We start from the raw sequence: 24,107 nt of genomic DNA, 5'->3' as shown, positions 1-24,107 counted from the left end.
TTCCCAAAATCAGCTATGCTGCTCTAACGCTGTGTGGCGTTCGTCATCGGAGACGGCTTCCAAAACCAAGTTGCGCTGCGCCTCCGCCTTCTGCGTTTCTCCGGTTTCGTCAAAGACTTTCGCCAACACCAGACGCGCCGGAATACTCGGCTTCAGTGCAATGCTCGCTTCAAGGTAGCCTTTTGCCTTGCCCCAAAGTTTGCGGCCGTAGGCAAGCTGTCCGAGATACATCAAAAGCAGGGCATTGTTAGGCTGATCCTGAAGCCAAGCATCGGCCAAATCAATGGCTTTCTGCTGACCGCGTTCGTCCAAAAAGCGCACACTTCCGACAAATGCCTCCAAAAGCCCGGGGAGGCGGTTTTGCGGATAATGCTGCCTGACCCATTTGACCGCATCGGCATACAGCCCCAAACGCCGGTATTTTTCCGCAACCGATACGCTCAATTCTCCGTTTTTAAGGCTGTCGGGAATCCGTTTCAGACAGGTTTTCAAAGCGGCGGCATCGGCAGCGTCCGCCAACAGCCGGCGGTAGGCCCAATTTTGATACCGTTCCATTTCCGATTTGCCCAACGCGCCCGCCTTGGAAAGTTTTTCGGTTTTTGCCAACACCTGCGGCACATCGCCCCTGTCGAAGGCGTAGCGCAATTGCAGGCGCACGAGACGCGTCAGGCCGGCATTCATTTTGGCTGCCGCGTGCAGATTGGCCTCCGCCGCTTCGTAATCGCGCCGGTTCAACGCCGATTCCGCCAGCAGCAGGTAGCGGGAAAGCTGCTGTTTTTCCGGCAGTTTGGCGATTTCGGCAAGGTAGCGGTCGCGCAATTCGGTATTTTCCATCTGTCCGGCGGCGTGTGCGCCCAGCATCAATGCCAAAGTACGGTTGTCGCCCGCCTCTTTGTTGCCCAACACGCGCGAAGCTTCGAGTTCCGCCTTTTCAAAACGCCCTTCAAAATACGCCAAACCCGCCTTGTTCAAGGCAAGCGCGGCCTTGCGTCCTTTCCGCGCCGAACCGGAACGCCGCAGCTTTTCGGGGATATTGAGTACGCCGATAATGAATTTGAACAGGAAATACCAAGCCGCAACGGCAATCAGCAGCCCCAGCACAAAGGCGTGCAGGTTGATTCTGAGCATAGTCTGTCCGACGACGACGAACACATCGCCGGTATAAATGCCCGAAGCCAATGCCAGCCCGACGGCAGCGGCAAACAGTACGACAATCCAGACTACCGTTTTCATGCGCGTTCCCCTTTAACGGATGGCGAACGCGCCGCTTTTTCCGGGGCGTGTTGTTTCTTCGCCGGCTGCTCCGGCTTGCCTTCCGAAGGCAGGGACGGTGCTTCTATGGCCTTCGCATCGGGCGTGCCGGCCGGTTCCGATACTGTTTTCCCATTTGCCGGTTCGGAGGCATCCTGCACAGCCCCCTGATTTTCCGCCGTTGCCGCACGCGCGCCGTCGAGGTAGGCGCGGACGGCGTTCAGGCTGGCTTTCAAACCGTCGTCTGCCGACACCCGGACATCCAACGCCTTCAATTCCGCCAATTCTTTCAGCCACGACTGCGTGGCGGGCGATTTGGCATCGAAATACTGTCTGACGGCGGCTTCGGCGCTGCTCAAATCGCCCTGATAGATTTCGCTGTTGCGCTGCATCAGTGCGGTTCGCGCACCCAAAAGGCGCAGGCGCAGGTTTTCACGCACAAAATATGCCTGTTCGGGAGAAATCAGCATCGCATCGTTGTTATTCAAGCGGCGGATTTCGACCAGCCCTTTCAATGCTTCGAGGGATTTCCCCCAAGCGTCCTGCCACCAAGATGAGGCGGGCGCTTCGTTTTTTGCCTGCACGCCGGGCTTCAATACGCCTTCAAGGATCAGCGGCAGCCCGGATACGGCGGCTTCCAGCCTGTCGAGGCGCAATGCCGTGCCGGAAATATCGGCGTAGGGGCGGTTTTTCAATTCTGCCAAATCGCTGCCGACCGCCTGTTTGATCGGCAGCAGCTCCGCCTGATCGAAACGGGACAGTCGGCTGTCGATATGCTCCAACACGCCGACGGCTGCCTGTATGTTGCCCGTCAGCACCAGCTGCTGCGCCGCCATATCGAGCATCGCCTCGGCTTCGTCCGCCAGCCAGTCGGCGCGTCCTTTGGTCAGTTCGCGGTAGGCTTTTTGCGCCGTCGAAATCTGTTCGGCGTTGGTTTTGACATTGTCCCCCAAACGGTCGAGTTCGGACTGCATCGCCGCTTGGCGGTTGATGCCGTCTTTCAGCAGCGCGGCGTTTTCCGACTCGCCCAAGGCGGCTTTGTCGATTTTCTGGTTGAACGCCAATTCTTGGTTTTTCAGGACATTCTGCCCTTGTACGAACAAAAATCCGCCCGCACCCAAACCCAAGGCCGCCAATACCAGGGCGCAGATTGCCAGGGCGTTGCCGCCGGCCTGTTTGACGACGAATGGGCGGGCATCCTGCGCGTAACCCGTACGCACATTGCCGGTTTGCGCCTCGGATTCGGACTTTTTGTCCGGTAAAGAGGTTTCAGACGGCATTTCTTTTTGCGCCGCCGCCCCGCTGACGGGTTCGGATGATTTGTTTTCAGGTTCGCCCACCGTTTTGCTCCTTATCGATTGGGTGTTTGGGGAAAGTCATACCGTCTGAAACGGAAATGGGACAGCGCGGCTTCCAGTGAAGGGACGGTTTCCACCGCCTCCGCGCCTTCGCGCTTCAATGCCTCCGCAATGCGCGGATGATGGGTAAAGTATAACAAGGATTTGAAGAATCGGGAAAATTGCGGCGGAAGCTGTGCAAACAGCGAGCGCGCGAGTTCTGCGGACGTAATATAGGCGGCAGTAATATTTTCGGCTTGGAAATTTTGAAAGTTCAAAGGTTTATGCCGTCTGAAATACACTTCGGCCAATTCGGTTTGCAAACCCTTTTCCCGAAGCCGCCCCATAAGGAAATCGCGCCCGCCGTGTCCGCGCACAAACAATACGCGCGCGCCTTCCGGCAGGCCGTCCCAAACCGGCAGGCGCAAAACCGCCTCGCTGTCGTTTCCGTCATCCGGCGCGATGACCGTTCTGCCCAAACAGCGTTCCAATGCGCGGCGGCTGCCCTGCCCTACGGCAATGTGTATCTTTATGCCGTCTGAAAGGTCAAGGTGCGGGACGGCGGTTTCGATTGCGGTCGGACTGACCCAAAATACCGCATCGGCGCGGGCATATTGTTCGGACAAAAGTTCCAGTCCGGCAGCATCTGCTTCGATTTCGACCGGGCTCAATACTTCCGCGCGCCAACCGGCATTCAGGCAGGTTTCGACATCTTCTGCGGCCCTGGCGGACGGACGGACAATCAGCATAATGGGTTTCGCTGTTTCCATCGCCTTATCCGCCCCGATTACCAGGAAAAATCAGCATCGTTGAAATTCGCCTGCGCGGTTTTCGGTGTACAGCCGACCCGTGCGACTTCCTTGCCCCTACGCTCCACAACGACACCGCTGCTTTCCGTATGAATCACGGAATCGAAGTCTGTCCATACGGTGTACATAAATTCGCCGTTTTGGAATTTCATCGTTGCCCAGCGTCCTCTACCTATGCCTTGCCACCTGTCGGAACGCCCCAACAGGTCAACTTTGCTGTTGCGTATGGCAATTTCTTTTTTTGCCGCACTGCCGAACGAATATTCGTAAAGATTGCGGTTGATTTTTTGAACTTCTATATATTTGTTGTTGTCCGTCTTACAGGAAAATACCGAACCTGCTTGGGCAATACCTGCCGTGCCAATCATTCCTGAAAAAATCAAAATCAAGGTTCTTTTCATTGGAATCACCCGATGTCTTATAAGGATTTAATCTTTCACAAACCAAACCGTGCATACCTTATTCTTGCCCGAGGTGTTGAAACCGCTTCCCTTTGGCTTGAAATCATTATTCCACTTTAAGGGAATGCCGTCTGAAAACGCTTTTCAGACGGCATTCCCTTTATTCCGCATCAGGCGGAGACAGGTTTCAGCAACAAGGTTTCGCCGCTTTGCACGACATTTTCCAGCAGGTCGATGTTCGGATGCTTGCCGGGATGGGCGCGCGCGTCGGCAACGTGTTCGGCAAACCATATCAAACCTTGCTCTGCCGCTTCTTTATCCAATTTTCCGCCAAAACGTTCCGCCAAGGCATTGTACAGTTTGAGCGAACCGAGCTTGCCCTGAACGGCGGGAATGTGGTGAACCGTTTTGCCGTCGGCATCCCGAACGTCCAAACCGGTCAAATGATCGATGGGCGGGAATGTGGCGAGATAGTCTTGGAAATTCATATCAGCTCCAAAAATCAGTCAGTTAGCGAGTGCCGAAAATCTTGTCGCCCGCATCGCCCAAGCCGGGGATGATGTAGCCGTTCTCGTTCAAGTGGCTGTCGAGCGCGGCGGTGTAAATCGTAACGTCAGGGTGCGCGTCATTAACAGCCTTCACACCCTCAGGGGCGGCAACCAAGACTAAGGCTTTGATGTTGCGGCAGCCTTTTTCTTTCAACAGGTCGATAGTTGCCACCATCGAACCGCCCGTCGCCAGCATAGGATCGATAATCAAAGCCGGACGCTCGTCCATACTGTCCACAAATTTCTCAAAATAGGAAACGGGTTTCAATGTTTCCTCGTCGCGCTGCAGTCCGACCACGCTGATTTTGGCAGTCGGAATCAGGTCAAGCACGCCGTCAAGCATACCCAAACCGGCACGCAGGATAGGAACGACGGTCAGGGTTTTGCCTTTGATGCGGTCGCCTTCAATCTGACCGCACCATCCGTCGATAAGGTATTTTTCGATTTCAAAATCACGGCTTGCCTCGTATGCCATCAGGCGCGCCAGCTCGGTGGCAAGCGTCCGGAATTTGTAGGTGCTGCAATCCGCCTCCCTCATCAGGGTTAATTTGTGGCGGACGAGCGGATGGTTGATAACGTTAACGTTCATCGCGGTGTTCCAGTGTGATTTTGAGACGCACCATTATACTTTTTTTTGATTTGCCGGAAAAGAAAATGCCGTCTGAAACACGTTCAGACGGCATTGCCTGCCGGATCAGGCTTTGAGCAGATCCTGCAGCTCGCCTGCCTCATACATCTCCGCCAGAATGTCCGAACCGCCGACAAACTCGCCGTTCACATAAAGCTGGGGGATGGTCGGCCAGTCGCTGTATTCTTTAATACCTTGACGTACTTCGGGATTTTCCAATACGTTGACGGTAACGTAATCGGTACAGCCTGCCGCGTTCAGGATTTGCACGGCGCGGGAAGAGAAACCGCATTGCGGAAACTGCTTCGTGCCTTTCATAAACAATACGACGCGGTGTGTCGTTACTACTTCTTTGATTTGGTCGTGGATGGAAGCCATCGCTTATTCCTTTTGATAAAGTCGACAAAATTTGTCAGGTAGGGCGCATTATACGCAAAAGCGGAAACTTCCCACAACATCCGCCCTATTCCGCGCACGTTTCAAGGGAAAAAGGAAAACGCCCGTTTCCTTCAAATAACCGCCGCAAAGAATATTTCCCGCCGAATCCGTTTCCCCCGTCCTTTCCGCCGCAACTTTTAAAAACACATCGTGCGGCTTGCCGAAGCACGGCGTTGACATTTGTCAGCACGTCCGCATATCGGGCACTTTTTTAAACAGCCGGTAAAAGTTTTCCGTCGTATATGCCGCAACCTGCTCCAATGTTTGATTCCGCAATTTGGCAATATGTTCGGCGGTATGGCGCACAAAAGCCGGCTCGTTCTGCCTGCCGCGTTTGGGAACGGGTGCGAGGAACGGCGCATCGGTTTCCACCAAAATGCGGTCGTCCGGAACGTATTTCGCCGCCTCCTGAACCAAGGGTGCGTTTTTAAAGGTAACGATTCCTGAGAAAGAAATGTAAAGCCCCAAATCCATTGCCGCTCGGGCAAAACCGATGTCTTCGGAAAAACAGTGGATAACGCCCGAATTAACCCGGCATTCTTTCAGGATAGACAAGGTATCCGCCGCCGCATCGCGCGTATGGACGATAACGGGCAGTCCGGTTTGATTGGCGGCTTCGATGTGGTCTGCAAAGCGTTTGTGCTGCCAAGACAAATCGCCTTTGCACCAGTAATAATCCAAACCCGTCTCGCCTATGCCGACCACTTTCGGCGAAGCAGCTGCGGCAACCATTTCCGCAATGGAAAATTCTTCGGCTTCCTTACTGTCGGGATGTACGCCTATTGTGCAGTAAATATGCTCATAAACTTCGGCGATAGCGGATACTTCGGCAAAACTTTGCCTGCTGACGCTGATGGCAAGCGCCTGCCCCACTCCGTTTTCTTCCATATTGGACAAAACTTCGGGCAGGCGTTCTTTCAAACCCTCAAAATTGAGGTGGCAGTGTGAATCGATAATATGCATGGTGTTACATGGTAAATGTAGGCCTATTGCTGCCAAGCACGCTGCCCAATTCGGCTTCGATTTGGTCTTTGACTTTCAAACAGTTTTCATGTGTCGTAAACGCCAACCCCACCCCTTTGGGCTTTGACGAGGTGCGCGCCGGATTAATCCAGGCAACTTTGGTCGGCAGGAAAAGCTTGGGAAGGTTAAGGATTTCTGCGGCAAGCAGGATGTCTTCCCCGATGGAAAATACGTCGTCGGTCTGCACAAACAGACCGCCGTGTTCCAAAAACGGCATATAGGAGCTGTACAGCAGATTCATGTCTTTCAGCTGCAACGACATCATTTTTGCCGGAATATTTTGTCCGTCTGACATAATTCACCCGTTCTCTTTCTTCAATTCCAAATAATTGATGAGCAGATGCTCGATCTGCATTTTGACATTTAAAGTATGAAACCCGTAAGGGGCAAGCTGTTTGAGCATATCCTCCGCCGCAAATACATTGCGCGGACGGAAACCGGATGCCGTCTGAAGCAGCCTGTCTTCATAAGCGGGATAATAGACGGGTTTCATGTGTTGCAGGCACAATCCCAAATCGACCAGCCACTTCTGCATCCACCCGACAAATACGGCGAGCGGCAGTTTTTCCTTATCGAAAAGCGCGGCGTAATCCAAAATCTTCAACAATCTTGGCTCTGCCAATATCTCCAGCAGCTTTGCCCTCAATTCCCGAAGCTCGCCTTCCTCCTGAAACAGCGGCGCGCCGGAATGGAAAGCTAGGCGGTCTTCCGGTTCCGCAACACCCCTGTCGCGCAGATACGCCAATGCTTCCGCATGCGAAGGCGCAGGCAAAACCATTTTCCGGCAGCGGCTTTTAATGGTCGGTAAAACCTTGTCCGCCGCGTGGCTGACCAGCAAAAAGACCACTTGGGGCGGCGGTTCTTCCAACACTTTCAACAGACTGTTGGCGGCCTGGACATTCATACTTTCCGCAGGATAAATCAGAACCACGCGCAAACCGCCCCGTACCGAAGTCAGATACACGTTGTCGATAATTTTCCTGATGGCATCGATTTTAATCTGCAACAGTTTGCGCCCGTTTTCCGGCTCATCCGACAAGGGGGTTATCTCATAAAAATCAGGATGGCCTCCCTGTTCGAACAAATGGCAGGACGCGCATACCCCGCAAGGTCCGCCCCCCGGCACAGGGTTTTCGCATAACAGCTTCTGTGCCACAAAGCGGGCAAACGCAGTCTTTCCCGTACCTTTTTTACCAATGAACAGCCATGCATTGGGACGACGCTCCCAATGTTCCGCAATCTGCCGCCATTGCTCATTATGCCACGGATAAATCATTTCAAACCATCCGTCCGGAAATCCATGCCGTTCATCAGAGCAGTTCCAAATCGGGGTCGGAACTTTGCGCGCGGCGGCTGCGCAACTGCACCGCCAAACGCAAATCGTGTGCGGAATCGGCATTTTTCAAGGCATCCTGCAAGGAAATCTCGCCTTTTTCATACAATTGGTAAAGGTGTTGGTCGAAGGTCTGCATACCCAGGGTAGTGGATTTTTTCATCACTTCTTTGATTTCATGGATGTTGCCGTTGTGAATCAACTCCGAAATCAGGGGCGAATTGAGCAGCACCTCGACTGCCGCCACCCTGCCCTTGCCGCCGTCTCGCGGAACGAGGCGTTGCGAAATAAATGCCTGAAGGTTGAGCGACAAATCCGTCAATAACTGCTCGCGCCGCTCCTCGGGGAAGAAGTTGATGATGCGGTCGAGCGCCTGGTTGGTGCTGTTGGCGTGCAGCGTCGCCATACACAAATGCCCCGTTTCGGCAAAGGCAATGGCGTAGTCCATTGTTTCGCGGTCGCGGATTTCGCCGATCAGAATCACATCCGGCGCCTGACGCAGCGTGTTTTTCAACGCCGCCATCCAGTTTTCCGTATCCACGCCGACCTCGCGCTGGGTGATGATGCAGTTTTTGTGTTCGTGGACAAACTCGATCGGGTCTTCGATGGTGATGATGTGTCCGAACGAATTTTCATTGCGGTAATCGATAAGCGAGGCAAGCGAAGTCGATTTGCCCGAGCCGGTGCCGCCGACAAAAATCACCAGCCCGCGTTTTTTCAGCGCGACATCCTTCAAGACCGGCGGCAGGTTGAGGCTTTCAAACTTGGGAATCTTGCTGGTAATCGCGCGGAATACCAACGCCGTCGCGCCGCGCTGTATCATCGCATTGACGCGGAAGCGGCTGGTGTCCGGCAGGCTGATGGCGAAGTTGCACTCGTTGGTCGATGAAAATTCTTCCGCCTGCTTCGCACTCATAATCGAAAAGGCGATTTCCATACATTTTTCCGCCGTCAGCGGCTCGTCCGTGATGCGGGTGATTTTGCCGTCCAGCTTCATCGCGGGCGGGAAATGGGTCGTCACAAACAGGTCGGAACCTTTGTTTTTGTTCATATGGCGCAGCCAGGCGAACAGTTCTTCCTTTGCAGTCATATTTTCATCGGTAAACATCCTCGTCCCCCAATCTTCAAACAATCTGTATCTTCCCATTCTACCAAAACCCCGCCGTGCCGTCTGAACCGGTTTCAGACGGCATTGACGTTCTGCCCCGCCCAACCCCGCCCCTTTAACGTGTATAATCCGGCACTTATCCGAAACTCACAGCAGGTCAGCAATATGTCTTTGAAAACAGTGGCCGTTATCGGCGCGATGGAACAAGAAATCGAGCTTTTGCGCGAGGCGGCAGACAATGTAAAAACCTTGTCTTTCGGTCAATTTACCGCCTACGAAGGGCATTTGTCGGGCAGGCGCACCGTGCTTGCCTTAAGCGGCATCGGCAAGGTCAACGCGGCAGTTGCAACGGCCTGGCTTATCCATCAGTTCGCACCGGACTGCGTCATCAACACCGGCAGCGCGGGCGGCTTGGGCAAGGGTTTGAAAGTCGGCGACGTGGTTGTCGGCACGGAAACCGCGCACCACGATGTCGATGTAACGGCGTTCGGCTATGCTTGGGGGCAAGTGCCGCAACTGCCGGCAAGGTTTGCTTCAGACGGCATTTTGATTGAGGCGGCAAAACGGGCGGCGCGGACGTTTGAAGGCGCGGCGGTAGAACAAGGGCTGATTGTCAGCGGCGACCGCTTTGTCCACAGCAGCGAAGGCGTGGCGGAAATCCGCAAGCACTTCCCCGAAGTCAAGGCGGTGGAAATGGAAGCGGCGGCAATCGCCCAAACCTGCCACCGGCTCGACACGCCGTTCGTCATCATCCGCGCGGTTTCCGATTCGGCGGATGAAAAAGCAGACATCAGCTTTGACGAATTTTTGAAAACGGCGGCGGCAAGTTCCGCAAAAATGGTGGCAGAGATTGTCAAATCTTTATAAAACCTTTATCAAATCATGCCAAAACAGCGGTTTTCCGTTAGAATATCGGGCTATTTCCACGTTGCGTCCGATATTCGGACGTACCGCTGTTTGTTCAGACGGCATTTCTAAAACCTACCGTTCAGCATTAAAAACAACTCAATGAAAAATATCCGAAATTTCTCCATTATCGCCCACATCGACCACGGCAAATCGACGCTTGCCGACCGTTTTATCCAATATTGCGGCGGCTTGGATTTGCGCGAAATGAGTACGCAGGTGCTCGATTCCATGGACATCGAAAAAGAGCGCGGCATCACCATCAAAGCGCAAACCGCCGCGCTCAACTACAAAGCACGCGACGGGCAGGTGTATCAACTCAACCTGATTGACACGCCGGGACACGTCGACTTCTCTTACGAAGTCTCCCGTTCGCTGTCCGCCTGCGAAGGCGCGCTTTTGGTGGTTGACGCATCTCAAGGTGTCGAAGCGCAAACCGTGGCGAACTGCTATACCGCGATTGATTTGGGCGTGGAAGTCGTGCCTGTTTTGAACAAAATAGACCTACCCGCCGCCGACCCCGAGCGCGTGGAGCAGGAAATTGAAGACATCATCGGCATCGATGCCGTCGGCGCGGTGCAGTGTTCAGCCAAAAGCGGCATCGGCGTGGAAGACGTTTTGGAAGAAATTGTTGCCAAAATCCCTGCGCCGACTGGCGATGAAAACGCGCCGCTGCAAGCCGTTATCGTTGATTCATGGTTTGACAACTACGTCGGCGTGGTCATGCTGATCCGTGTGAAAAACGGCACCATCAAGCTGAAAGACAAAGTGCGCTTTATGAGCACCAAAGCTGAAACGCAGGTCGAACAGTTGGGCGTATTCACACCGAAATCCGTTCAGAAACAAGAACTAAAAGCCGGCGAAGTGGGCTTTTTGATTACCGGTGTGAAAGAATTGGGACAGGCAAAAGTCGGCGACACAGTTACTTTGGTTGCCAACCCCGCCTCTGAGCCGCTGCCCGGTTTCCAAGAGGTACAAAGCCAAGTATTCGCGGGTCTTTACCCCGTGGAAAGCCACGACTACGAAGCCTTGCGCGACGCTTTGGAAAAATTGCAGCTTAACGATGCTTCGTTGAAATTCGAGCCTGAAGTTTCTCAGGCATTGGGCTTCGGCTTCCGCTGCGGTTTCTTGGGCCTTCTGCATTTGGAAATCGTGCAGGAACGCTTGGAGCGCGAGTTCGACATGGATTTGATTACCACCGCGCCGACGGTGGTTTACGAAGTCGTGTTGAAAAACGGCGAGAAAATCGAAGTTGAAAATCCGTCCAAACTGCCCGACATCGGCAGCATCGAAACCATACTCGAGCCGATTATTACCGCGACTATTCTTGTGCCGCAGGAATATGTCGGCAACGTCATGACTTTGTGTAACCAAAAGCGCGGCGTGCAGGTCAATATGCAGTACATGGGCCGCCAAGTGATGCTGACTTATGATTTGCCGATGAACGAAGTCGTCATGGACTTTTTCGACAAACTCAAATCCACTTCGCGCGGTTATGCTTCGTTGGACTACCATTTCAAAGAGTTCCAACCGTCTGATTTGATTAAGCTCGACATTATGGTCAACGGAGAAAAAGTCGATGCGCTGGGCCTGATTGTGCACCGTCAAAGCTCGGTTCACCGAGGCCGCGAACTGGCATCGAAAATGCGCGAACTGATTCCGCGCCAAATGTTCGACATTGCCGTCCAAGCCGCCATCGGCAGCCAGATTATCGCCCGCGAAAACGTTAAAGCACTGCGTAAAAACGTCTTGGCGAAATGTTACGGCGGCGATATTACGCGTAAGAAAAAACTGCTTGAAAAACAAAAAGCAGGCAAACGCCGTATGAAACAAGTGGGCAACGTGGAAATTCCGCAAAGCGCGTTCTTGGCGATTTTGCAGGTGAGCGACAAATAATATTTCGGCACATAGGGCGGCGCGTCGGGAACACCCCTCAAACCGTCCTGATTTCAGGGGCACGCGCCCGCAAACAAATTTTGCAATTTGCCGCCTTAAAACGGTTGCACGGACAGGCGGGTTTTTAAGCATTAAGGAACAACAATGAACACAATGCTAATGTCGGGCGCGGCTGCCGCGCTGCTTGCCGGCATCATCCTTTATTTCAAAAGCGACAAGAAGCGGCAGGAAAACGGTGAATGGAGTTCCAGCCTTGAATACGCCTATATCCTGACGGCGGTCGGCGTGTTTGCCGCTTTGTCCCTGTTTATGAGCTTTACCGCCGTTTTCCTGATTTTCGTTGTATTGTGCGGTACGGCTTGGGGGGTATACAAATACCGCCTGAAGACTCATCCCGAAATCTCGGAAAGCAGCCACTTCGGCGATTATTTCGGCAGTTTCTTCCCTACCGTTTTGGTATTGTTTCTCATCCGGTCGTTTATTGCCGAACCGTTCCAAATTCCATCCAGCTCCATGCGCCCAGGCCTAATCAAGGGCGATTTCATTTTGGTCGGCAAATTTTCCTACGGCTTGCGCGTACCCGTTTTAAACAATGTATTTATCCCCACAGGCAAAATCGAACGGGGCGATGTCGTTGTTTTTAATTATCCTCTGCAGCCGGAGATGACCTACATCAAGCGTATTGTCGGCATTCCGGGCGATGTGGTCGAATATCGGGATAAGATTTTGACGGTAAACGGAAAACCGGCTTCCGACATTCCTGACGGCACATACCGTTATCACGACGACACCGACCCATCCGAAATCCACAACACGGATATGTTCCGCAGCGGTTTGGACGGCAAATCCTTCAATATTCTGAAAAAAGAAGGACAGCCTGCCGTTTCCCTGCCCGTATTGGGCAAATATACCTCCGATATTATGTCTGAAAACGGCTATTCCATAGAGCAAAGCGGTTTGGAACACTGCCAATATGCCGACGACGGCAGCGGTTTCGTGTGCAAAGTTCCCGAAGGACGCTATTTCGCTATGGGCGACAACCGCGACAACAGTGCCGATTCTCGCTACTGGGGATTTGTGGATGACAAGCTGGTTGTCGGCAAGGCAATGTTCATTTTGATGAACTTCGGCGATTTCGGCAGGGCCGGTACGGCAATCCGTTAGGCCGGAAAATTACGCCGGAACATCAAAAATGCCGTCCGAACCCTGTTTCAGACGGCATTTTTATCATCAAACGCCTTGTTTCCCTGCCGGCAGCCTCGGGGATAATATAGTGGATTAAATTTAATCCACTATATTTCCGTTTGTGTGGAAACCCATCCCATTGAATAAAGGGCATTTCGTCCGACTGACGGTGTGGGCGGCATATGGAAATACGGACATTATTTTAGTTGCATTGCCATTCCAGCGGAGGCGGCTTTTTTGATTCTGCCCGCCCCGATGCCGTCTGAAAGGGCTTCAGACGGCATTTTCCGCTCCGCGCCGTTGCCGGCGTGTTTGGTCTTGCCGGTTTTGACTGCCTGCCAGTTCAATCGTACGCAGGTTTGCCACGGCAGAAAATCTGATGCCGGACGGAGTCAAGGCTCGGACTGCTGTTTCAGCGAACCGAGGTAAATTGCCGAAAGCGTCAGCGCCACCCCTGCCCACTGCACGCCTTCAATCGGTTTGCCCAACCCGAAATAATCGATGAACAGGGCGGCAACCGGTTCGGACAAAAGCAGCAGCCCCGTCAGCGACAGCGAAAGCAGCGGAATCGCATAGGCAACCATCGCCCACGCGAAGCACTGCATCACTACGCCGTACACAAGCACCAAACCAGCATCTTTCCAAGTCGTCGGATAAAGCGCGCCGCCGTCCATCAGCAATGCCGGAACAACCAGCGATACCGCGCCGCCCAAACTCAAAATCATCATTGAAGGGAAAAGTGCCACCGGCTCGACTTCATGAATCTTGCGGACGAACACCATCGACAGGGCGAGCATCAGCCCGGACACCAAACCGCTGACGAATCCCCAAACCGCATTACCGTTGTAGCCGAATTCCGCACCGGCAATCATCGCCACGCCAGCAACTGCCGATATTAAGCCCGCCTTTTTCAGCCCGCTCAAACATTCGTTAAAAAAGAAAACACCGATTGCCGACAAGAAAAAGATTTGCAGGCTGTTGAGCAGGGTGGAAATACCCGGCCCGACCGCGTGTATGCTTTCATGCCACAACGCCAAATCGAAAGCAAGAAACACGCCCGCCGTCAGGGCATAGCAGACGGTTTTCCTGTTTTTTGGGAATTTTTGCCCGAAAAACCGTGCCAAAAACCAAAATACGAACACCGAAATCAGCAACCGCCAAAATGCGATCGCATATGGGCCGATGGGGACGGATCTGACAATCAGGCTGCCCAGACCGAACACCACGCAACCCAGCACCAGCAATGGTGCGGCATATTTTTTTCCGTTACCGACCACAATATCCCCTCCCTTCCCCATACGGCTGCCACGCCGACGGCAAGAATGCCGCCATTCCGAAAATATGCCGTCTGAAGCCCAAAACCCCGGCTGCGCCGGACAAACGGCTGACTTTACGGGCAGTCCGGCTATTTTCCGTTGGGGCAAAAAACCGTCCTGCCAAATAAAACCCGAATATAGTGGATTAACAAAAACCAGTACGGCGTTGCCTCGCCTTAGCTCAAAGAGAACGATTCTCTAAGGTGCTGAAGCACCAAGTGAATCGGTTCCGTACTATTTGTACTGTCTGCGGCTTCGTTGCCTTGTCCTGATTTTTGTTAATCCACTATAAAAAATATTTCCCTCAAACAATGCGGCGGCACCAACACCTGATTAAAACACAACCGGCGTTTTCGGCATATATGCAAAAACGCATTTTCCGGCACGGCGTTACACCGATACCGAAAAATGCGTCTGAATGTTTCGACAATCCGATTAAAGCATTATGCCAAATCTGCAAAAAGTGGCGTAGAGAGATAGCGTTCGCCATAAGAAGGCAGCAGCACGACTATCAGCTTGCCTTCGTTTTCAGGCTGTTTGGCAAGCTGCAACGCGCTCCAAACCGCCGCACCGGAAGAAATACCCACCAAAATGCCTTCTTTTTCCGCCATTGCGCGGGCGGTTTCAAAAGCGGCTTCGTTCGGCACTTTGGCAATACTGTCGTAGATTTTGGTATTCAAAACGGTCGGAATAAAGCCTGCGCCGATGCCTTGAATCGGGTGCGGACCTTTTTCGCCGCCGCTCAATACGGGGGAAGCCTCAGGCTCGACGGCAACCACTTTGACTTCGGGTTTGTATTTTTTCAATACTTCGCCCACACCGGTAATCGTACCGCCCGTGCCGACACCGGCGACAAAGATATCGACTTTTCCGTCAGTATCGTTCCAAATTTCCTCGCCTGTCGTTTTGCGGTGGACTTCGGGGTTTGCCTCATTGTCGAACTGGCGTGGCATAAAATAAGTGTCGGGATGTGCATCCACCAAGGATTGCGCCTTCGCAATCGCGCCGCCCATACCTTCGGCGGCAGGGGTCAGAATCAGTTCCGCACCAAACGCGCGCAACAGCATTTTGCGCTCTTTGCTCATGCTTTCCGGCATGGTAATCGCCAGTTTGTAGCCGCGTGCCGCACATACCATCGCCAAACCGATACCCGTATTGCCGCTGGTTGCCTCGACAATCACGGTGTTTTTGTTGATTTTGCCCGCTTTCTCGGCGGCCTCGATCATTGCTTCGGCAATGCGGTCTTTGACGCTACTGCCCGGATTGAAAAATTCCAGTTTCACGGCAACCTCTGCCTTCAAACCTTCGGTCAGACGGTTCAGTTTGACCAAAGGCGTGTTGCCGATCAGTTCGGTGATGCTGTTTGCAATTTTCATCTTCTGCTCCTGAATAATAAGGTTTCGACAGTAAGGCACAATCCCCATCGGCATCCTGTCCGATTGCAGGGGATTTGCGCCGAACCATAAACAAATTTCGGATATGGCTTCATCCTAAACCTATGCCGCCTAAAAAACCAATACCCAAAATTTCTTTCTTTATAACTTTTTGTTCCGATACAGACGGCATCACAATCATCTGCCGATTTCGGCAAGCAGCATCGCCGTTACCGCAACCTGCATCAACATCGCCGCCAACACGCCGAGTCGCAGCTGCGAACCGCCGAACGTTGATGGCGGCTGCCGGTCTATACCGCAGCGGTGGACATAGGCAACCGCCATCAGCACAAACTGCAACACGAACCAATAAACCGGCTTCAGCGCATAAAGTTTGAGCAGTGCCGCAAACACAAACACTTGAACCGTTCCCGAAAAGCAATAATGCACCAACGCACATATTCCGACAAAAGCAAGCGTCATCGATACATTACTGACGGCAAACAGCCCGAGCAGCGGATGTTCGTGGTCTGCCTGCCATCCGTTTCCATCCGTTTTCCGGTTCCAATGCCCGATGAAAAAAAATATGCTGCCCAAAGTCAGGTAAAAATGGGGGATGAACAAAGGCGCGGCGCGGGTCATTCCCCATATGCCGGGCATCAGCTTCGCCCCCAAAACCGATATACCGAGCCACAGCGCAATACTCGCCCAAAACCATTGCAACATCCCGGCGCGGAATATCAGGAACAGAAAAACCGCCGCATACAGTAAGGCAGACAAAAAATCCAAATGCAGCAAAATCATGAATACGCCAACTCGCCTTCAAACACCGTTTCCGCAGGGCCGGTCATCATCACATCGCCGCCGCAGGCCCATTCGATATATAAAGTCCCGCCCGGCAAAACCACCTCTACCGTTTTCCCTTCATCCAACAGCCCCAGACGGATACCCGCCACCACAGCCGCACACGCGCCCGTGCCGCACGCTTGGGTTTCGCCCACGCCGCGCTCGAACACGCGCAAACGGATTGCCGTCCGACCGACAATCTGCATAAAGCCGACGTTGACGCGTTCGGGAAACTGCCTGTGCGCTTCGATACACGAACCGGTTTCGCGCACCGGCGCGCATTCCACGTCATCCACTACAATCACCGCATGGGGATTGCCCATATTGACGCAGCTGACCGGCTGAATGCCGGATTCGAGATGCACCCCGTAAATACAGGCATCATCCCCCTCGTCCGATACGGGAACAAACGGTATTTCAGACGGCATGAACTTCGGTTTGCCCATATTGACCGTAACCATGCCGTTATCGGACAATTTCGGAAAAATAATGCCCTTGGCCGTTTCAACACAAATTTCTTTCTTATCGGTCAAACCCTTGTCTGCAACAAAACGGGCAAAACAACGCGCCCCGTTGCCGCATTGCCCGACCTCGCCGCCGTCGGCATTGAAAATACGGTAACGGAAATCCACGCCTTCGGTTTCCGAACGCCCGACCACCAAAAGCTGGTCGAAGCCCACGCCCCGGAAGCGGTCCGCCCATTCCGCAATCGGCGCGTCCTCGGGGGTAAAATCCTGACTGACCGCGTCAATCACCATAAAATCGTTGCCCAAACCGTGCATTTTGGTAAATTTCAAAGTTTTCATATCGAACCAGACTGGTACTAGATTGTTATATTCTAACGATGGATTGCTATATATAACAACTGATTATTATATCTCTGCAACACAAATTGGAACTTGGAAATAGGAGTATAACTTATGCAATTAGAGATTATCGGTAGTAAAATTTATACGGAACAAGATTTTCATAATCAAATTTCAAAAATATTTTCTATACAAGATTATTATGGGAACAATCTTGATGCTTTGTGGGATTTATTGAGCACAAATGTAGAACGACCGATTACTTTGGTATGGAAAGATGCTATGTTCTCAAAAAATCAATTAAAAAGTATATTTATTGAAATAGTAAAAGTTCTAGAAAGAGTTAAGAAACAAGATGAGGATTATGGATTCGAAGAAAAATTTAATTATATTTTAGAGTAAGCAAACCCTAATTACATTACGTACACAGGTTTAAAACTCACCGAAGCCAATTAAGATTGTTCCGAAATCCCGTATCGTCTATTGCTTCCGAATTCCGAAATCCCCGTGCCGAAGGGAAATGCTTCCATCTCCCGCCGTCGGGAGATTAAAATAAGCATTATACTGTTTGTTACCCATTACAATAAACACCATGTTCCGCATATTACTGTTACTTTTCCCTTGTGCAATCCTTGCTGCCTGCACCCGAAACATACCGGCAAACCCGGCCGTTTCAAATTGCGCGCATCTTCAAAACCGCACAATCCTGTATTTTGACGCACACGGCAAACCAGCCGACAGCGCAGTAAAGGGCGGATTTTACAGGACTGTCGAAATTCATGACACAAACCGCATCCTTATTCAAGACTTTAACAGCACGGGGCATGCCCTCGCCAAACCCTATTGGTCGGACTGCCGGAAATTATCCGTTTTCCTCGACAAACATCTGACCATGAGCCGTCCATGAACCACGACATCACTTTCCTAACCCTGTTCCTGCTCGGTTTCTTCGGAGGAACGCACTGCATCGGCATGTGCGGCGGATTAAGCAGCGCGTTTGCGCTCCAACTCCCCCCGCATATCAACCGTTTTTGGCTGATCCTGCTGCTCAACACAGGACGGATAAGCAGCTATACGGCAATCGGTCTGATGCTCGGATTAATCGGACAGGTCGGCGTTTCACTCGACCAAACCCGTGTCCTGCAGAATATTTTATACACAGCCGCCAACCTCCTACTGCTCTTTTTAGGCTTATACTTGAGCGGTATTTCTTCCTTGGCGGCAAAAATCGAGAAAATCGGCAAACCGATATGGCGGAACCTGAACCCGATACTCAACCGGCTGTTACCCATAAAATCCATACCGGCCTGCCTTGCGGTCGGAATATTATGGGGTTGGCTACCGTGCGGACTGGTTTACAGCGCATCACTTTACGCGCTGGGAAGCGGTAGTGCGACAACGGGCGGGTTATATATGCTTGCCTTTGCACTGGGTACGCTGCCCAATCTTTTAGCAATCGGCATTTTTTCCCTGCAACTGAAAAAAATCATGCAAAACCGATATATCCGCCTGTGTACGGGATTATCCGTATCATTATGGGCATTGTGGAAGCTTGCCGTCCTGTGGCTGTAAGCCCCATTCATTCCCAATACCCGTAAAAAATGCCGTCTGAAACCTGTTCAGACGGCATTTTCATCCCTAAGCATTACTCAGCGGCATTTTCTTCGCGTGCAGGAGCTTCAAGCAAAGCTTTGATAGACAGGCGTACGCGGCCGCGATCGTCTACTTCCAATGCTTTCACGTTCACCACCTGACCGACTTGCAGGTAATCGCTGACATTGCGTACGCGCTCGTGGGCGATTTGGCTGATGTGTACCAAACCGTCTTTGCCCGGCATCACGCTGACAATCGCGCCGACGTTGTTGTCGAGGATTTTCACCACAGTGCCTTCATACACTTTGCCCACTTCCACTTCGGCAGTAATCTGCTCGATGCGTTTTTTCGCCGCATCTCCGGCTTCTTGAGTGGTCGCGGCAATGGTAATCGTACCGTCTTCGGCAATATTGATTTCCGTACCGGTTTCAGCGGTAATCGAACGGATGGTTTCGCCGCCTTTACCGATAACTTCGCGGATTTTGTCTTGGTTGATTTTCATCGTGAACAAGCGTGGCGCGTGTGCGGACAGCTCTTGCGGGCCTGCAACGGCGGCTTTCATCTGATCCAAGATGTGCAGACGCGCTTCTTTGGCCTGCGCCAAAGCGATTTGCATAATCTCTTTGGTAATGCCTTGGATTTTGATGTCCATTTGCAGCGCGGTTACGCCTTCGGTCGTACCGGCCACTTTAAAGTCCATATCGCCCAAGTGGTCTTCGTCGCCCAAGATATCAGTCAGGACGGCAAACTTATTGCCCTCCAAAATCAGACCCATCGCGATACCGGCAACGTGTGCTTTCAAAGGCACGCCGGCAGACAGCAGGCTCAGGCAGCCGCCGCAGACGGAAGCCATAGAGGAAGAGCCGTTGGATTCGGTAATTTCGGAAACCACGCGCATGGTGTAGCTGAAATCTTCAGGTTTCGGCAATACGGCCAACAACGCACGTTTAGCCAAACGGCCGTGGCCGATTTCACGGCGTTTCGGCGCACCTACGCGACCCACTTCGCCGGTAGAGTACGGCGGGAAGTTGTAGTGCAGCATGAAGCGGTCGGTGTATTCGCCGGACAGCGCGTCAATGATTTGCTCGTCGCGCGAAGTACCCAAAGTTGCAACCGCCAAAGCTTGGGTTTCGCCACGGGTAAACAGTGCAGAACCGTGCGTGCGTGGCAAGACACCGGTTTGAATGTTCAACGGACGAACGGTGCGGGTGTCGCGGCCGTCGATGCGCGGTTGGCCGTCCAAAATTTGGCTGCGGACGACATCGGCTTCCAAGTGTTTGAAAATGCCTTTGATTTCGTTGGCTGCCAGCGTGTCGGTTTCTTCGGTAAGCAAGGCTTCTTTTACCGCATTCCAAGCTTCGTCCAATTTTGCGGAACGCGCCTGTTTCTGACGGATTTTGAACGCTTCTTTAATGGTTTCGCCGGCAATCCCGCGTACTTTGGCAACCAGTTCCTCATTGGTTTCAGGTGCTTTCCAATCCCAAACTTCCGGATTGACTTCGTCGGCAAACTCATTGATGGCGTTAATCGCCGCCTGCATTTGATCGTGGCCGTAAACCACCGCGCCCAACATCACGTCTTCAGGCAGGATTTTGGCTTCGGATTCCACCATCAACACGGCTTTTGAAGTACCGGCGACCACCAAGTCCAATTGCGATTTCGCCAACTCGGCTTTAGTCGGGTTCAAAACGTACACGCCGTTTACATAACCCACGCGTGCCGCGCCGATCGGGCCGGCAAACGGTACGCCGCTCAACACCAGCGCGGCAGACGCGCCCAACATTGCAGGAATGTCGGAATCGATTTCAGGATCGACGGACACGACCATCGCTACGATTTGGATGTCGTGGTAGAAACCTTCGGGGAACAGCGGACGGATCGGACGGTCGATCAGACGGCTGGTCAGGATTTCTTTTTCGCTTTGTTTGCCTTCGCGTTTGAAGAAACCGCCGGGGATTTTACCTGCGGCGTAAGTGCGTTCCAAATAATCAACGGTCAACGGAAAAAAGTCCTGACCTTCTTTGACCTCTTTGTTGGTGGTAACGGCAACCAAAACCACGGTGTCGCCCATAGATACTTTAACGGCAGCGGCGGCTTGGCGGGCAATTTCGCCGGTTTCCAAGGTAACGGTCTGATTACCGTATTGGAAGGTCTTAACGTGTTTATTGAACATCATTGTTCCTTTCAAAATACCGCACTGCTAAAACACTAATAATGCACACTAAAATCCGAATGTGCATAGTTAGGGTTTCAGACCGTGCGGCAGGTTGTAAACAAGCTTTCAGACGGCATTTCGGACGCTGAAAGCAATTGCGGATTATAAAGGCAACCATCCTTAAAATCCAGTATTGATACAATAAAAAGGCCGTCTGAACCATATTTCTTTCAGACGGCCTTCAAACTTAAAAATCAATCCTGAGTCAGCAAAGTCAATGCTTCCCGATACTTCTCGACAGTTTTTTGAATCACATCGGCAGGCACTTTAGGCGCAGGCGCTTTTTTGTTCCAACCGCTTTGCTCCAGCCAGTCGCGGACGAACTGTTTGTCAAAAGACGGCGGATTAGTGCCGACTTTATATTGATCCGCCGGCCAAAAACGGCTTGAATCAGGAGTCAATACCTCATCCATCAGCGTCAGCGTACCGTTTTCATCCAAACCGAATTCAAATTTGGTATCGCAAATGATGATGCCGCGCGATTTGGCATATTCCGCCGCTTCGGTGTAAAGCCGAACCGCCTTGGCGCGCACTTCCGCCGCCAGCTCTTTGCCGATAATGCGTCCGCATTCTTCAAAGCTGATGTTTTCATCGTGATCGCCGACTGCGGCTTTAGTTGAGGGCGTAAAAATCACTTCGGGCAGTTGTTGCGCTTCCCGCATACCTTCAGGCAGCCGAATACCGCAAACCGAGCCGGTTTTCTGATAATCCTTCCAACCGCTGCCTGCCAGATAGCCGCGCACAATCGCCTCAACTTTCACCGGAGTGAGCTTTTTAGCCACGACAGCGCGTTTTTCTAAAACTTTGGCCTCGCCTTCGGGCAAAACATCGTAAACCGTCTGACCGGTAAAGTGGTTAGGCATAATGTGTGCCAGTTTTTTAAACCAAAAATTGGAAATCTGCGTCAGGATTTCGCCCTTACCCGGAATCGGGTCGTCCAAAATCACATCAAACGCGGACAAGCGGTCGGAAGCGACCATCAGCATACGTTTATCGTCAATTTCGTACAAATCGCGGACTTTGCCGGAATAAATTTTTACCAAGCCGGTTACACTCATTTCACATCACCCTGAAAATGCCTTAAAAAATACCGAAACGACACTCGACAATCGGAATCGGAACCGAATCGCGCTATTTTAGCCGAAGTCGGTATAAAACAATACTCTTAACACAAAATACCGGCGCATCGGACACCGGCAAAATTTTGGCACTATAATATCGGCAACAAACCTTACAATACATTTTTATCAAGGAAATTGCCTTATGAGGATTCTACTGACCGGCTCAAAAAGCCAACTTGCCCGCTGCCTGCGCGACCGCATTCCGGAAAGCTGGGAAACCATCGCGACGGATTCCGCATCTTTAAACATTACCGATGCCGATGCCGTCTTCAATATGATAAAGAATTTCCAGCCTGATGCCGTTGTGAATACCGCCGCCTACACCGCCGTCGATAAAGCAGAAGGCGATGCGGCGGCGGCATTTGCCGTCAATGCTTCCGCCGTGTACAACCTCGCTTCGGCGGCGCACCGCGCCCACGCCCGATTCGTCCACATTTCGACCGACTATGTCTTTGACGGCCAAAGCAAAAAACCTTACTTGGAAAGCGACTTTACCAACCCGCTCAATATATATGGGAAATCCAAGGCCGCCGGCGAACTTCTCGCACTGTCCGCCAATCCCGACAGCCTTATCCTGCGGACTTCTTGGCTGTTTAGCGAATACGGGGACAACTTTGTCCGCACCATGCTGAACCTTGCGCGGGAACGTTCTCCGCTGTCCGCCGTACACAACCAAACCGGCTGCCCGACCTACGCCGGCGACCTGGCTGCCGCCATCATCCGCCTTTTTCAGCAAACGTCGCCCGTGCGCGGCATTTACCACTATGCCGGCAAGCAATCCGCTTCTTGGTACGAATTTGCCCGGCACATCTTTCAGACGGCATCGCAGCAAGATGCCTCTTTTCCCGTTCCCGAACTGAATGCCGTATCGGATGAAGAGTATCCGGATGCCGCTTCCAGACCGCCGTACAGCATTTTGGACTGCCGCAAAATCGAAAGCGGCTTCGGCATCAAACCGTCAGACTGGCAAAAAGCCCTTTCACAAGTTGTTTTAAAACTGCTTTAACCCCCTCTCATTCATACCGTTTCCGCCGCCAAGCTCAGACTTGGCGGTTTTATTATAAAATCCGATGATTACACAAACGCTTATCATCTTTACACAATCATGCCTACACTTTCTTCGAAACATGCTATGATTGCCAACCAATAACATCTCACAATTAATCTTACTTCTCTCATTGAGTAAACCAATAGATTAGATTCTCTCCCAACCGACAAATAAAATAAAGAAAGGGTTAATATGCAACATCGAAGAAGACTGGCAATTTACCAAGCATTCAAACGTACTGCCTTTAACGGCAAGTCCTCTGTTCCGCAAAAAAGCGAGAACCGTTGATTCAATCTAAAAATGCCGTCTGAAGTCCTGCTTCAGACGGCATTTTTACGATTCGAGAACCTGCCTCAACTTTTTTTCATCCAAATACCAATGGCAAATTTCTTTATCACCCGCCAACAAAACAGGCACCAGCTCATTGTATTTCTCTTCCAAGACGGGATCATCATCCACATCAAGCACATCCAGCCCGAAACCGTATTCATCCTGGAAAGGTTTAAGTTCGTCTCGCATCTTGTGGCATAAACTGCAATATTCGCGAAACATCAAGGTTAGTTTCATCAGCATTTCCTTACCGTTCTGCTTCCACAATCCCAAGCCTTCAGACCAGGGGCTCAGGGGTGGGTTGACAAGTGGTCATTTTTTCATAAATTTCAATAAAATATTTCTTCAAATCATCTACTTCATCTCTTTCAACGCCATGGATTATTTCAAATTCCCTTGCATCTACGCATACACCTGCATATATCTCACTCAAGATAGCCCGTAAAACAAAAACTTCATCTTGAGTTAGTGATATCGTTGAGTTTTGATTGTTTATGGATAGTATGTCCATAGCCGGTTTCCTAGCTTTAAGATTAATTAATTTTTAATATTTTTAATATTAATGCAATTATCCCAAGTAAAATAGGAACTATTAT

General features: G+C 51.8%; 26 protein-coding genes and 1 pseudogene. 7 read left to right on the top strand and 20 right to left on the bottom strand.

Features of this window, described 5'->3' with window-relative positions:
• Window positions 1-9: 9 nt before the first annotated feature.
• From Q3O12_RS08670 to Q3O12_RS08620, 11 genes and pseudogenes are all read right to left on the bottom strand, one after another.
• A complete protein-coding gene (locus Q3O12_RS08670) occupies window positions 10-1,233 on the bottom strand; it encodes a heme biosynthesis protein HemY (RefSeq protein WP_301670100.1) in 1,224 nt (407 codons plus the stop codon).
• The gene (locus Q3O12_RS08665) at window positions 1,230-2,591 is read right to left on the bottom strand and encodes a uroporphyrinogen-III C-methyltransferase (protein WP_162817104.1); all 1,362 of its coding nucleotides are present in this window, start codon (window positions 2,589-2,591) and stop codon (window positions 1,230-1,232) included. The genes Q3O12_RS08670 and Q3O12_RS08665 overlap by 4 nt, the downstream gene beginning before the upstream one ends.
• A pseudogene (locus tag Q3O12_RS08660) lies at window positions 2,578-3,358 on the bottom strand (uroporphyrinogen-III synthase). The gene Q3O12_RS08665 and the pseudogene Q3O12_RS08660 overlap by 14 nt, the downstream one beginning before the upstream one ends.
• Window positions 3,359-3,375: 17 nt before the next feature.
• A complete protein-coding gene (locus Q3O12_RS08655; RefSeq protein WP_373323077.1) occupies window positions 3,376-3,798 on the bottom strand; it encodes a protein Gly1ORF1 in 423 nt (140 codons plus the stop codon).
• 170 nt (window positions 3,799-3,968) lie between these two features.
• Window positions 3,969-4,286: a DUF2322 family protein gene (locus tag Q3O12_RS08650; protein WP_115177688.1), complete on the bottom strand. Its 318-nt coding sequence runs from the start codon at window positions 4,284-4,286 to the stop codon at window positions 3,969-3,971.
• A gap of 22 nt (window positions 4,287-4,308) precedes the next feature.
• A complete protein-coding gene (gene upp, locus Q3O12_RS08645) occupies window positions 4,309-4,935 on the bottom strand; it encodes a uracil phosphoribosyltransferase (protein ID WP_002242442.1) in 627 nt (208 codons plus the stop codon).
• Between the two features lie 105 nt (window positions 4,936-5,040).
• Window positions 5,041-5,352: a Grx4 family monothiol glutaredoxin gene (gene grxD, locus Q3O12_RS08640; RefSeq protein ID WP_002241342.1), complete on the bottom strand. Its 312-nt coding sequence runs from the start codon at window positions 5,350-5,352 to the stop codon at window positions 5,041-5,043.
• 243 nt (window positions 5,353-5,595) lie between these two features.
• On the bottom strand, window positions 5,596-6,375 hold the full coding sequence (locus Q3O12_RS08635; protein WP_301670099.1) for a TatD family hydrolase: 780 nt from the start codon (window positions 6,373-6,375) through the stop codon (window positions 5,596-5,598).
• 4 nt (window positions 6,376-6,379) lie between these two features.
• On the bottom strand, window positions 6,380-6,730 hold the full coding sequence (locus Q3O12_RS08630) for a PilZ domain-containing protein (protein WP_301670098.1): 351 nt from the start codon (window positions 6,728-6,730) through the stop codon (window positions 6,380-6,382).
• Window positions 6,731-6,733: 3 nt separating this feature from the next.
• A complete protein-coding gene (locus Q3O12_RS08625) occupies window positions 6,734-7,711 on the bottom strand; it encodes a DNA polymerase III subunit delta' (protein ID WP_301670097.1) in 978 nt (325 codons plus the stop codon).
• Between the two features lie 34 nt (window positions 7,712-7,745).
• On the bottom strand, window positions 7,746-8,876 hold the full coding sequence (locus Q3O12_RS08620) for a PilT/PilU family type 4a pilus ATPase (protein WP_050155682.1): 1,131 nt from the start codon (window positions 8,874-8,876) through the stop codon (window positions 7,746-7,748).
• A 165-nt stretch (window positions 8,877-9,041) separates the two neighbouring features.
• Here Q3O12_RS08620 and Q3O12_RS08615 point away from each other — a divergent pair, with 165 nt between their 5' ends.
• The 3 genes from Q3O12_RS08615 (at window position 9,042) to lepB (ending at window position 12,842) form a co-directional block, all read left to right on the top strand.
• Window positions 9,042-9,743, top strand: a complete 702-nt coding sequence (locus tag Q3O12_RS08615; protein ID WP_301670096.1) for a 5'-methylthioadenosine/adenosylhomocysteine nucleosidase — start codon at window positions 9,042-9,044, stop codon at window positions 9,741-9,743.
• A 141-nt stretch (window positions 9,744-9,884) separates the two neighbouring features.
• The gene (lepA, locus tag Q3O12_RS08610; protein ID WP_301670095.1) at window positions 9,885-11,678 is read left to right on the top strand and encodes a translation elongation factor 4; all 1,794 of its coding nucleotides are present in this window, start codon (window positions 9,885-9,887) and stop codon (window positions 11,676-11,678) included.
• 144 nt (window positions 11,679-11,822) lie between these two features.
• Window positions 11,823-12,842: a signal peptidase I gene (gene lepB, locus Q3O12_RS08605; protein WP_301670094.1), complete on the top strand. Its 1,020-nt coding sequence runs from the start codon at window positions 11,823-11,825 to the stop codon at window positions 12,840-12,842.
• Window positions 12,843-13,060: 218 nt separating this feature from the next.
• Here the strand turns inward: lepB and Q3O12_RS08600 are convergent, their stop codons facing one another.
• The 5 genes from Q3O12_RS08600 to dapF form a co-directional block, all read right to left on the bottom strand.
• Window positions 13,061-13,210, bottom strand: coding sequence for a hypothetical protein (locus tag Q3O12_RS08600; RefSeq protein WP_003708054.1), 150 nt, complete (start codon window positions 13,208-13,210; stop codon window positions 13,061-13,063).
• Window positions 13,211-13,255: 45 nt separating this feature from the next.
• Window positions 13,256-14,161 carry a DMT family transporter gene (locus Q3O12_RS08595; RefSeq protein ID WP_301670093.1) on the bottom strand — a complete coding sequence of 302 codons (906 nt, stop codon included), beginning with the start codon at window positions 14,159-14,161 and terminating at the stop codon, window positions 13,256-13,258.
• Window positions 14,162-14,622: 461 nt separating this feature from the next.
• A complete protein-coding gene (gene cysK / locus Q3O12_RS08590; RefSeq protein WP_301670092.1) occupies window positions 14,623-15,555 on the bottom strand; it encodes a cysteine synthase A in 933 nt (310 codons plus the stop codon).
• Window positions 15,556-15,750: 195 nt separating this feature from the next.
• A complete protein-coding gene (locus Q3O12_RS08585; protein WP_301670091.1) occupies window positions 15,751-16,356 on the bottom strand; it encodes a hypothetical protein in 606 nt (201 codons plus the stop codon).
• Window positions 16,353-17,204: a diaminopimelate epimerase gene (dapF, locus tag Q3O12_RS08580; protein ID WP_301670090.1), complete on the bottom strand. Its 852-nt coding sequence runs from the start codon at window positions 17,202-17,204 to the stop codon at window positions 16,353-16,355. The genes Q3O12_RS08585 and dapF overlap by 4 nt, the downstream gene beginning before the upstream one ends.
• Before the next feature lie 114 nt (window positions 17,205-17,318).
• Here dapF and Q3O12_RS08575 point away from each other — a divergent pair, with 114 nt between their 5' ends.
• The 3 genes from Q3O12_RS08575 to Q3O12_RS08565 all read left to right on the top strand — a co-directional run bounded on the left by Q3O12_RS08575 (window position 17,319) and on the right by Q3O12_RS08565 (window position 18,776).
• Window positions 17,319-17,606, top strand: a complete 288-nt coding sequence (locus Q3O12_RS08575) for a barstar family protein (RefSeq protein ID WP_301670089.1) — start codon at window positions 17,319-17,321, stop codon at window positions 17,604-17,606.
• A gap of 190 nt (window positions 17,607-17,796) precedes the next feature.
• Window positions 17,797-18,111 (top strand): hypothetical protein, encoded by a 315-nt coding sequence (locus Q3O12_RS08570; RefSeq protein WP_301670088.1) that lies wholly within the window; start codon window positions 17,797-17,799, stop codon window positions 18,109-18,111.
• Window positions 18,108-18,776, top strand: a complete 669-nt coding sequence (locus Q3O12_RS08565; protein WP_250314134.1) for a sulfite exporter TauE/SafE family protein — start codon at window positions 18,108-18,110, stop codon at window positions 18,774-18,776. The genes Q3O12_RS08570 and Q3O12_RS08565 overlap by 4 nt, the downstream gene beginning before the upstream one ends.
• A 73-nt stretch (window positions 18,777-18,849) precedes the next feature.
• Here the strand turns inward: Q3O12_RS08565 and pnp are convergent, their stop codons facing one another.
• The gene (gene pnp / locus Q3O12_RS08560) at window positions 18,850-20,973 is read right to left on the bottom strand and encodes a polyribonucleotide nucleotidyltransferase (protein ID WP_301670087.1); all 2,124 of its coding nucleotides are present in this window, start codon (window positions 20,971-20,973) and stop codon (window positions 18,850-18,852) included.
• A 233-nt stretch (window positions 20,974-21,206) separates the two neighbouring features.
• Window positions 21,207-22,070, bottom strand: a complete 864-nt coding sequence (locus tag Q3O12_RS08555; RefSeq protein ID WP_301670086.1) for a phosphoribosylaminoimidazolesuccinocarboxamide synthase — start codon at window positions 22,068-22,070, stop codon at window positions 21,207-21,209.
• A gap of 205 nt (window positions 22,071-22,275) precedes the next feature.
• Here Q3O12_RS08555 and rfbD point away from each other — a divergent pair, with 205 nt between their 5' ends.
• The gene (gene rfbD, locus Q3O12_RS08550) at window positions 22,276-23,139 is read left to right on the top strand and encodes a dTDP-4-dehydrorhamnose reductase (protein WP_301670085.1); all 864 of its coding nucleotides are present in this window, start codon (window positions 22,276-22,278) and stop codon (window positions 23,137-23,139) included.
• Between the two features lie 375 nt (window positions 23,140-23,514).
• Here rfbD and Q3O12_RS08545 read toward each other — a convergent pair whose 3' ends face one another.
• Window positions 23,515-23,748, bottom strand: a complete 234-nt coding sequence (locus Q3O12_RS08545) for a glutaredoxin family protein (protein WP_025456684.1) — start codon at window positions 23,746-23,748, stop codon at window positions 23,515-23,517.
• Window positions 23,749-23,788: 40 nt separating this feature from the next.
• Window positions 23,789-24,022 carry a thioredoxin domain-containing protein gene (locus tag Q3O12_RS08540; protein ID WP_107862541.1) on the bottom strand — a complete coding sequence of 78 codons (234 nt, stop codon included), beginning with the start codon at window positions 24,020-24,022 and terminating at the stop codon, window positions 23,789-23,791.
• Window positions 24,023-24,107: the final 85 nt, after the last annotated feature.

The organism is Neisseria benedictiae (genome assembly GCF_958267435.1).
Taxonomy (GTDB): Bacteria; Pseudomonadota; Gammaproteobacteria; order Burkholderiales; family Neisseriaceae; genus Neisseria; species Neisseria bergeri.
This window is presented reverse-complemented; position numbering and strand designations above follow the sequence as displayed.

What these genes read in the sequence shown, in the direction of transcription:
- Q3O12_RS08570 (WP_301670088.1), top strand. Translation starts at nt 17,797, where the DNA reads ATGTTCCGCATATTACTGTTACTTTTCCCTTGTGCAATCCTTGCTGCC.
- Q3O12_RS08655 (WP_373323077.1), bottom strand. Translation starts at nt 3,798, where the DNA reads ATGAAAAGAACCTTGATTTTGATTTTTTCAGGAATGATTGGCACGGCA.
- Q3O12_RS08630 (WP_301670098.1), bottom strand. Translation starts at nt 6,730, where the DNA reads ATGTCAGACGGACAAAATATTCCGGCAAAAATGATGTCGTTGCAGCTG.
- Q3O12_RS08650 (WP_115177688.1), bottom strand. Translation starts at nt 4,286, where the DNA reads ATGAATTTCCAAGACTATCTCGCCACATTCCCGCCCATCGATCATTTG.
- upp (WP_002242442.1), bottom strand. Translation starts at nt 4,935, where the DNA reads ATGAACGTTAACGTTATCAACCATCCGCTCGTCCGCCACAAATTAACC.
- lepB (WP_301670094.1), top strand. Translation starts at nt 11,823, where the DNA reads ATGAACACAATGCTAATGTCGGGCGCGGCTGCCGCGCTGCTTGCCGGC.
- rfbD (WP_301670085.1), top strand. Translation starts at nt 22,276, where the DNA reads ATGAGGATTCTACTGACCGGCTCAAAAAGCCAACTTGCCCGCTGCCTG.
- Q3O12_RS08635 (WP_301670099.1), bottom strand. Translation starts at nt 6,375, where the DNA reads ATGCATATTATCGATTCACACTGCCACCTCAATTTTGAGGGTTTGAAA.
- grxD (WP_002241342.1), bottom strand. Translation starts at nt 5,352, where the DNA reads ATGGCTTCCATCCACGACCAAATCAAAGAAGTAGTAACGACACACCGC.
- Q3O12_RS08555 (WP_301670086.1), bottom strand. Translation starts at nt 22,070, where the DNA reads ATGAGTGTAACCGGCTTGGTAAAAATTTATTCCGGCAAAGTCCGCGAT.
- Q3O12_RS08585 (WP_301670091.1), bottom strand. Translation starts at nt 16,356, where the DNA reads ATGATTTTGCTGCATTTGGATTTTTTGTCTGCCTTACTGTATGCGGCG.
- lepA (WP_301670095.1), top strand. Translation starts at nt 9,885, where the DNA reads ATGAAAAATATCCGAAATTTCTCCATTATCGCCCACATCGACCACGGC.
- Q3O12_RS08545 (WP_025456684.1), bottom strand. Translation starts at nt 23,748, where the DNA reads ATGAAACTAACCTTGATGTTTCGCGAATATTGCAGTTTATGCCACAAG.
- Q3O12_RS08620 (WP_050155682.1), bottom strand. Translation starts at nt 8,876, where the DNA reads ATGTTTACCGATGAAAATATGACTGCAAAGGAAGAACTGTTCGCCTGG.
- Q3O12_RS08540 (WP_107862541.1), bottom strand. Translation starts at nt 24,022, where the DNA reads ATGGACATACTATCCATAAACAATCAAAACTCAACGATATCACTAACT.
- Q3O12_RS08625 (WP_301670097.1), bottom strand. Translation starts at nt 7,711, where the DNA reads ATGATTTATCCGTGGCATAATGAGCAATGGCGGCAGATTGCGGAACAT.
- pnp (WP_301670087.1), bottom strand. Translation starts at nt 20,973, where the DNA reads ATGATGTTCAATAAACACGTTAAGACCTTCCAATACGGTAATCAGACC.
- Q3O12_RS08595 (WP_301670093.1), bottom strand. Translation starts at nt 14,161, where the DNA reads ATGGGGAAGGGAGGGGATATTGTGGTCGGTAACGGAAAAAAATATGCC.
- Q3O12_RS08615 (WP_301670096.1), top strand. Translation starts at nt 9,042, where the DNA reads ATGTCTTTGAAAACAGTGGCCGTTATCGGCGCGATGGAACAAGAAATC.
- Q3O12_RS08670 (WP_301670100.1), bottom strand. Translation starts at nt 1,233, where the DNA reads ATGAAAACGGTAGTCTGGATTGTCGTACTGTTTGCCGCTGCCGTCGGG.
- cysK (WP_301670092.1), bottom strand. Translation starts at nt 15,555, where the DNA reads ATGAAAATTGCAAACAGCATCACCGAACTGATCGGCAACACGCCTTTG.
- dapF (WP_301670090.1), bottom strand. Translation starts at nt 17,204, where the DNA reads ATGAAAACTTTGAAATTTACCAAAATGCACGGTTTGGGCAACGATTTT.
- Q3O12_RS08565 (WP_250314134.1), top strand. Translation starts at nt 18,108, where the DNA reads ATGAACCACGACATCACTTTCCTAACCCTGTTCCTGCTCGGTTTCTTC.
- Q3O12_RS08575 (WP_301670089.1), top strand. Translation starts at nt 17,319, where the DNA reads ATGCAATTAGAGATTATCGGTAGTAAAATTTATACGGAACAAGATTTT.